Origin of the sequence: Streptomyces sp. NPDC094448, from assembly GCF_044763775.1 — a bacterium.
Taxonomy (GTDB): Bacteria; Actinomycetota; Actinomycetes; order Streptomycetales; family Streptomycetaceae; genus Streptomyces.
Window position 1 is genome coordinate 376176 of record NZ_JBIWGU010000009.1, and the last position, 6532, is coordinate 382707.

Annotated in this window: 6 protein-coding genes; 4 read left to right on the forward strand and 2 right to left on the reverse strand. The window is 69.3% G+C overall.

What is annotated here, in order from left to right; translation table 11 throughout:
• Positions 1 to 162 precede the first annotated feature (162 nt).
• Together ACIQ9E_RS20030 and ACIQ9E_RS20035 are read right to left on the reverse strand one after the other, a co-directional pair.
• On the reverse strand, positions 163 to 972 hold the full coding sequence (locus ACIQ9E_RS20030; RefSeq protein WP_403708770.1) for a class I SAM-dependent methyltransferase: 810 nt from the start codon (positions 970 to 972) through the stop codon (positions 163 to 165).
• Positions 969 to 2276 carry a helix-turn-helix domain-containing protein gene (locus ACIQ9E_RS20035; protein WP_403708772.1) on the reverse strand — a complete coding sequence of 436 codons (1308 nt, stop codon included), beginning with the start codon at positions 2274 to 2276 and terminating at the stop codon, positions 969 to 971. Before ACIQ9E_RS20035 ends, ACIQ9E_RS20030 begins: the two co-directional genes overlap by 4 nt.
• A 240-nt stretch (positions 2277 to 2516) precedes the next feature.
• Between ACIQ9E_RS20035 and ACIQ9E_RS20040 the strand changes: the two genes are divergently transcribed.
• From ACIQ9E_RS20040 to ACIQ9E_RS20055, 4 genes are read left to right on the forward strand one after another with little or no spacing between them, the layout of a single operon-like run.
• Positions 2517 to 3032, forward strand: a complete 516-nt coding sequence (locus tag ACIQ9E_RS20040; RefSeq protein WP_403708774.1) for a hypothetical protein — start codon at positions 2517 to 2519, stop codon at positions 3030 to 3032.
• A gap of 19 nt (positions 3033 to 3051) precedes the next feature.
• Positions 3052 to 4236 carry a cupin domain-containing protein gene (locus ACIQ9E_RS20045; protein WP_403708776.1) on the forward strand — a complete coding sequence of 395 codons (1185 nt, stop codon included), beginning with the start codon at positions 3052 to 3054 and terminating at the stop codon, positions 4234 to 4236.
• Positions 4233 to 5126, forward strand: coding sequence for an aldo/keto reductase (locus ACIQ9E_RS20050; protein ID WP_403708778.1), 894 nt, complete (start codon positions 4233 to 4235; stop codon positions 5124 to 5126). Before ACIQ9E_RS20045 ends, ACIQ9E_RS20050 begins: the two co-directional genes overlap by 4 nt.
• The gene (locus ACIQ9E_RS20055; protein WP_403708780.1) at positions 5107 to 5952 is read left to right on the forward strand and encodes a hypothetical protein; all 846 of its coding nucleotides are present in this window, start codon (positions 5107 to 5109) and stop codon (positions 5950 to 5952) included. The genes ACIQ9E_RS20050 and ACIQ9E_RS20055 overlap by 20 nt, the downstream gene beginning before the upstream one ends.
• Positions 5953 to 6532: the final 580 nt, after the last annotated feature.

The following is a 6532-nucleotide window of genomic DNA, read 5'->3' on the forward strand; positions in this document are numbered from 1 at the left end:
ATGAGCACAACAACAGGTTTCGTCGGCTGCACCGCATCCGGCTGCATCGCCTCTGGGTGTTGCTGCACGTTGCTATTGCGCTCTACGGCGTGGCCCTCTTCTGCGTTTGTGTGGTTGTGGCTTGAGGGGGCAGGGACGCGAAAAGGTACGGGACAGCCGGACTCACCGGCAGACGAGCATGCCGCCAAGACAACTGACGCGGAAAGAGCCCTCTACCTGAATGGTCTCGTTGACCCGCTCCCGGGCACGCTCGATCGTCTCCCGGAACGGAACGCCCATCTTGCCGGCCCAGGCTTCGTACGAAGCCAAGTGCGCGACGACCGGTTCAGCGTCGGTCACCTCGATGACCCCGGGAAGGGGGATCGTGCGGATCTCTCCGAAGACGGTACCGAGGATCGCCGACGCGTCCTCCAGGGTGAAGCGGGCGGACAACTGCACTCGCGCCGGTCCCTCCTGGATGCCCAGCACATCGCCCGCGGCCTGGCGCCAAAGGTGCTCCAGTTCCAGCTTGTCGGTCCTGCTGTTGGTGGAGACGATCGCGATTCCGCCGGGCGCGAGTACACGGCCCAGCTCCCGCACGGCCCGGGCCTGGTCCTCGACGTGGTACAGCATGTGGAGCGCAAGCACCGCACCAAGGGCTCCAGTGGTGATGGGGAGCTGTTGAACATCCGCGACGAGGGCCCCCGGAATGGCACCGAGGATGCCGTGAGACACGTCCATGGGAAGCACCACCAGGTCGGGACGGTCCTCCCGCACCCGGGCGACGAACTTCCCGTTTCCGCACCCCACGTCCGCGACCGCACCGCGTACGTCGGCCAGTTCGTTCACGACGATGCCCGGAAGATCGTGGCTGGGGGTCTGCCATTGGTAGAGGGATTGGCGGGCGGCCAGGTGCTGACCCGTGCCGTACGCCTTGGTGGAAAGAAGGCTGCGGTCGGTGACCAAATGATCAGGCGTGGGCTGAGCGGTCATCGGGGCTCCGTGGGGTTGCTGGCGAGAGCGGGCCGGACGGTCACCTCGTGAATGTGCGCGCGGAGATCGACTGCCGGCTGTGCGCCACGGTACGGCTCGCTTCCGAGGAGCGCGGCTAGATTGCGGAGCCTGATGGTGATGCTCGCCGTGAACATCTCGGCGGTGAAGATCTCCGAGAGCTTCGCACCGGCCCTCTCAACCTGGCCACTCGCAAGGTAGGCCGTGGCCAGGTCCAGGTGGGCGGCTTGTAGATCGCCGGGGGAGCGGTCGCCCTCTGGCCCGGCGTGGTACAGCTCAACGGCACGATTGGAAGCGCCTATGGCGTGCCGGGTCTGCTCGTCGCCCCCGACGGCCAACAGGGTGGTACCGGCGTAGGCCCACTGTTTGGCCTCGGGAAACGAGAAGACCCCGGGCAACTCGTCAGGTCCCGCAGTACTCCGTGCCTCATGTGCCAACGCGAGTACCCGCAGCGCGCTGCGATTGTCCCCTTCGGCCGCACGGGCTCGGGCCTCCAAGCTCAGTAGCCGGGCCTTGATCGTGCCTGCGCCGGGACCTCGACCCTCGCTATGCCCGGACTGTGCAAGGTCTCCCGCCCGCCGGTAGTCCCCCGCCCAGTAGGCGGCCAGCGACTGGAACGACCGTGCCCATGCGCGTAACGGGGAGTGCTCCGAGATCTCCGCGCACTGCACCACCGTGCGGGCATGAGTAGCTGCGGCGGAGCGGTCCCCCAGGTCAAGCGACACATGCGCCGCGAGACCGGATAACCACCCCGCAACCACGTAGAGGTGACGGGTCTGGCTGGGGCGCTGGCGGCCCTCCAGCAACCGGAACACCGCACCCCGAGCCGTGCGGATCTCCGGGATCAGGAGAGGCAAAGGTCGGCTGACGAAGTCCCGGGCGAGTCGTTCGACGTCAGCGTCGAACTGCTCCAGTACGAGCGCGTTGACGTTGGTCTCCGCCGCGTGGCGAGCCAGCCGGGCTGACAGCTCCGTGTCGGCGGCCAGGGATCGGACATCATCAGACGGAGCCTCTTCGGCTGGCCTTTCATCCGGTGCGGCGGACCCCTTCGGGTACAGGCCCAGCTCCTCTTCGCTGGCGACCTGGAACACCGCGCACAAGGCGGCCCTGTAGTCACCGGAAGGCCACGTGATGGCTCCTCGCTCAAGGCGGGAGACCCAGTTCGCATCAAGCTCCGGATCGCGCCCGGTGGCTGCCTGAACCTGAGCGCACACGCGCTCCGCGACCTGGGTCTGAGTCCATCGCTGGGAGTTTCTGTGTCTGCGAAGAGCTTCGTTCGCCATCATCCCGCCGTCCGCTGGTCGAGCCGGGCGCCGAAATCGTAGCCGGAATCTGCCTTCTGAGTGCCTACAACGTGCCTAGTGGAATGCCCTGTTGGGGTCTTGGCCAGCGGAGTTGACTGGTCTCAGCCGCCCGGAGAGGCGGCCTCCCCCTCGCAGCGGGTCGCAGGGCCGTCCGCAACGTCACACCTGCGGCCCGCTGTGTCCCCGGAGTGCAGTGCCCGACCTAGACCGAGGAGAGGCGCAGTGTCCACCAAGAGCCGTTTTCGTCAGCGTCAGACCGTGCCCGGCTGGGTCAGCGGGGACACCCGCATCCGCGACCCGCTGAACGGCCGCACCGGCATCGTCCAGTTCATCGGCGAATTCGAGGACCCCAAGTCTCGCGTCCTCATGCAGAACGCCGTCTTCGTCCGGCCGGAGGGCGGTGGGGTGGGGACCCTTCCAGCCTGGAACGCGGCTGACCGCACGCGCCCCCTGGGGTTGGCGTCAGCAGCTCGCCGTCCTCGTGTACGTCGTCGCCGTCAGCGTCCTGGTGGTCACCCTGGCCGTAGCCGGAAGCCCCGGGAGCTGACTCACAGATTTCCCTCCGGGACCCCGGCGGGATCCATCGAGATCAGGAAGGAGTACGGAATGAACGAGAACGCTCCCACCGAGCAGAACAGTGGCCTGCTGATCGGCGTTCGCCGCATCGCGGCGGCCCGCTCGCGTGCCGAGGAAGCCTCGGACAACACCGGCGGCAAGTCGGACATGAACGACACCTGATCGACCGAGGAGACCCACGGTGATTGATTCCGCATCGTGGGCCGAGCGTCTGGGCGAGGACACGTTCCTCGCCCAGACGTGCTTCCGGGCCCACAAAGTGATCCGCTCCAACGGCAACACGTCCCCCTCGCCACTGACCTGGGGAGACCTCAACGAGATCGTGGCCGCTCACCGGCTCGAACCGCCCCGGATGCGGCTCTCGCGTGCCGGGGAGGCTGTCCCGGCCACCGCTTACTCCATCCTCCGCACGAACCGCCGCGGGGTGTCCTGGTACCAGCCCCAGCCTGCCGACTTCCACGCCCGGCTCGCCGAGGGCGCGTCCCTCGTCATCGACGCGATCGACCAGATCCACCCGCCCGTCCGGGAAGCCGCGGCCGGCCTCGAACGGTTCTTCCGCACCCCCGTGCAGGTCAACGCGTATGCCTCGTGGACCGCCGAGGAAGGCTTCGGCACCCACTGGGACGACCACGACGTGGTGGTGCTCCAGCTCGAAGGCTCCAAGCGGTGGAAGATCTACGGCCCTACCCGGCAGGCCCCCGCCTGGCGCGACGTGGAAGCCCCTGAGGCCCCGACGGGCGACCCGATCGCGGACGTCGTGCTGACGCCCGGCGACCTTCTCTATCTGCCGCGCGGCTGGTGGCACGCCGTGAGCGCCGATCAGGGCACCGCCTCACTGCACCTCACCTTCGGACTCGCCACGCAGACCGGCGCCGAGTTCCTGGGCTGGTTGTGCGACGACCTGCGGGCCAGCGTGACCGTCCGGGCGGATGTACCGCGTTTCGGCACCCCGGAGGAGCGGGGGGACTACCTGGCTGCCGTACGGAAGGAGGTGCTGGCCGCCCTGGACGACCCTGCGGTTCTCGATCGCTGGGAAAGGACCCTGGACGCGACGCACCCCGGGCGCCCTCGCCTGTCACTGCCCCACCTGACCGCCGTTCCTGCTGAACCCGGCATCACTGTCCATGCCACAGTGCCCCGTGCCCGGATCGACCAGGACGACGAGGCCGTGACCTTTGCCGGGGCAGGGAACGAGTGGACCTTCGCCCTCCCCGTCGCCCCGGTCCTCCGCCTCCTCTCTGGGGGATCACCGGCCACCCTGGCGGACCTGGCCGCCGCCTCCGATCTCACCCTCGTACAGGTGGCGGAAGTCGTCTCCGCGCTGGTTGCCGGTCAAGCCGTTGCCGTGGTCGGGGGCTCCTCGTGACCGCTTCCCTGGGACTGGGGACATACCGGGTGCGCGCCGTCGAACAGGCGGGCCGCACCGCGTGCGCCGACGGGCTGGTGTGGATCGACACCGCCCCCAACTACGGCGGTGCCCACCAGGCGCTCGGCCCCGTCATCGCCGATCACCCACGCGCCATGGTGGCGACGAAGACGGGCTTCTTCACCCCGGATGAGGGCGCGACTGCTCTTCAGGACGGACTCCTCACTGCCGACCAGGTCCGGGCCGGACACAGCCTCGACCCCGGATTCGTCCGCTGGCAGACGGAAAGGTCCCTGACCGCTCTCGGCCGGATCGACCTCGTGTTCGTCCACAACCCGGAGCACGCCGGCCTCAGCCCCACGGAGCTGCATCCGGCACTGCGTGACGTGTTCGCGGTGCTGGAAACGTTCTCTGCCACGGGCAGGATCGGCGGGTACGGCGTGGCCACCTGGTCGGGTTTCCAGCACGACGCCTTCTCTGTGCCCGAACTCCTTGGCCTGGCCATCGAGGCCGCTGGTTCGGGTGAACATCATCTGCGGGCCGTCCAACAGCCGGTCAGCCTCGTCATGGCAAGGCCGATCGCCCTCGCCCTCGACAGCAGGGGCCCCCTCGCCCTGGCCCGCGCGGCGGGTCTGATCACCTTCGGCTCTTCGCCCCTGCACGGCGGCGAGCTACCCGGCCTCGTCACGCCCGAACTCGCTGAGTTCATCCGCCCGGGAGCCTCGCCGGGCACCGCCTGCCTTCTCGCTGCGGCCTCCTGCCCGAGCCTGGACGTGGTACTGCTGTCTGCCAGCACTGCCCACCATTGGGCCACCGCGAAGGCCATCACCGCCGCCCCGCTCGATCCGGACCATCTCAGGAAGGTCACCGATGTACTCGCCCAAGGATGAGACCACCAGGGCACGCATGGCGGACGCCCTGGCCCACGCCGCTGCCCACCTGTCCACCACGACGACGGGGGCGCCGGCCTGGGGCTGGCTCGGCCGCACTGTCGGCAGTCGCACCGCAGGCGGTCACTGGCTCCGTGTCCACTGCGGTGAGGCAGCCAAGACCCCCGCCACCCGGAACGAGGGGATCGCCCTCGCCGAGGAGCGGGTGTCCGACAAGGTGTCCCGCCCTCACCTCCACGACCTGTACCGCTGGGGCGGTGGCGAGTACGTCTTCGAGGCGGAGTTGATCGACTACATCGCCCAGCCCGTCATCTCCCCGGAAACGCCCGATCTCACTGCGGATCCGGGGCTGCCGGACTCTTGGTGGAGGACCCTGCGGGAGAGCCTGGACGCTCTCAGCACCGCCGAACCGCCCCGCGAGACCATCCGCCAGTCCTGGGCCGACCGGGTCTTCCCCGAGTTCCTGGGGATCCCCGCCCCGGCCATCACCGAACGCGTCACCGGGCACGCCGACCTCCAGTGGGCCAACCTCACCCACGACCCCCTCGTCATCCTGGACTGGGAGCGCTGGGGTGCCGTCCCCGTCGGCTACGACCCCGCGATGCTCTACGTGAACAGCCTCCGCGTCCCCGCCGTCGCCGACCGCATCCGTGCCGAGTTCGCCCACGTCCTCGACACCCCCGCCGGCCTGATCGGCGAACAGATCGCCCTCGCCGAGATGCTCCAGGCCGTGGGTCGCGGCTGGTACGTCGAGCTGGCCCCGCTCCTGCGCCGACGCGCGGAGAACCTGACAGGGGTCCGTCCTCCGGCCTCGTCCCCCGCCTGATCGGCGCCTCCTGCACGAGCCCCAGCGCACCCCCTCCGCGCTGGGGCTCGCGTGCGTCAATTTCCGCCCCGTCCCTGGCTTTTGACGATGACTGCGCACAGGTCAACGCGGTCGGCCGGAGCGACTTTGGCCGGTGCCCTGTTCGGGTTGGGGTCGGGCATGTTCAGGGGGCCTTACGCTGTCCGGCAAACTCGGGCAGGCTTTGATCCTGCCCGGAATTTGATCGAGTGGCCCCCTGGACTTGCCCGACGCGGGCCCGAGCCGAACAGGTGGGCAAAGCCGTGGAGGCCGACCGCCCCGGCCGCATCTGGGTGAAGGGCAATCCGCGGTGGCCCGCGCGTTCCTGGCGTATGTCCCGCTGCTGGCGGCCGTGCTCGCCGTGGGGCGGCGGGCGGAGTTTTTCACGGGTCTGACTGCCCGCTCCCCGGGCTATTGCGGCGCGAGCGGACGGGGGCCGTCGCAGGCGGTGGCGGAGACATGGAGCCAGCGGCGGCCTGGGGCCGCCGCGCCGCGGGGGCCCCCGCCGCGGGGCGCCCGGTTGACCGAAAAAAAAAATTGGAAGCGCACCCCCAACGGCCCC

Bases quoted from the DNA above. Each gene is read 5' to 3' on its own strand.
- ACIQ9E_RS20030 (WP_403708770.1), bottom strand. From the start codon at position 972: ATGACCGCTCAGCCCACGCCTGATCATTTGGTCACCGACCGCAGCCTT.
- ACIQ9E_RS20035 (WP_403708772.1), bottom strand. From the start codon at position 2,276: ATGATGGCGAACGAAGCTCTTCGCAGACACAGAAACTCCCAGCGATGG.
- ACIQ9E_RS20055 (WP_403708780.1), top strand. From the start codon at position 5,107: ATGTACTCGCCCAAGGATGAGACCACCAGGGCACGCATGGCGGACGCC.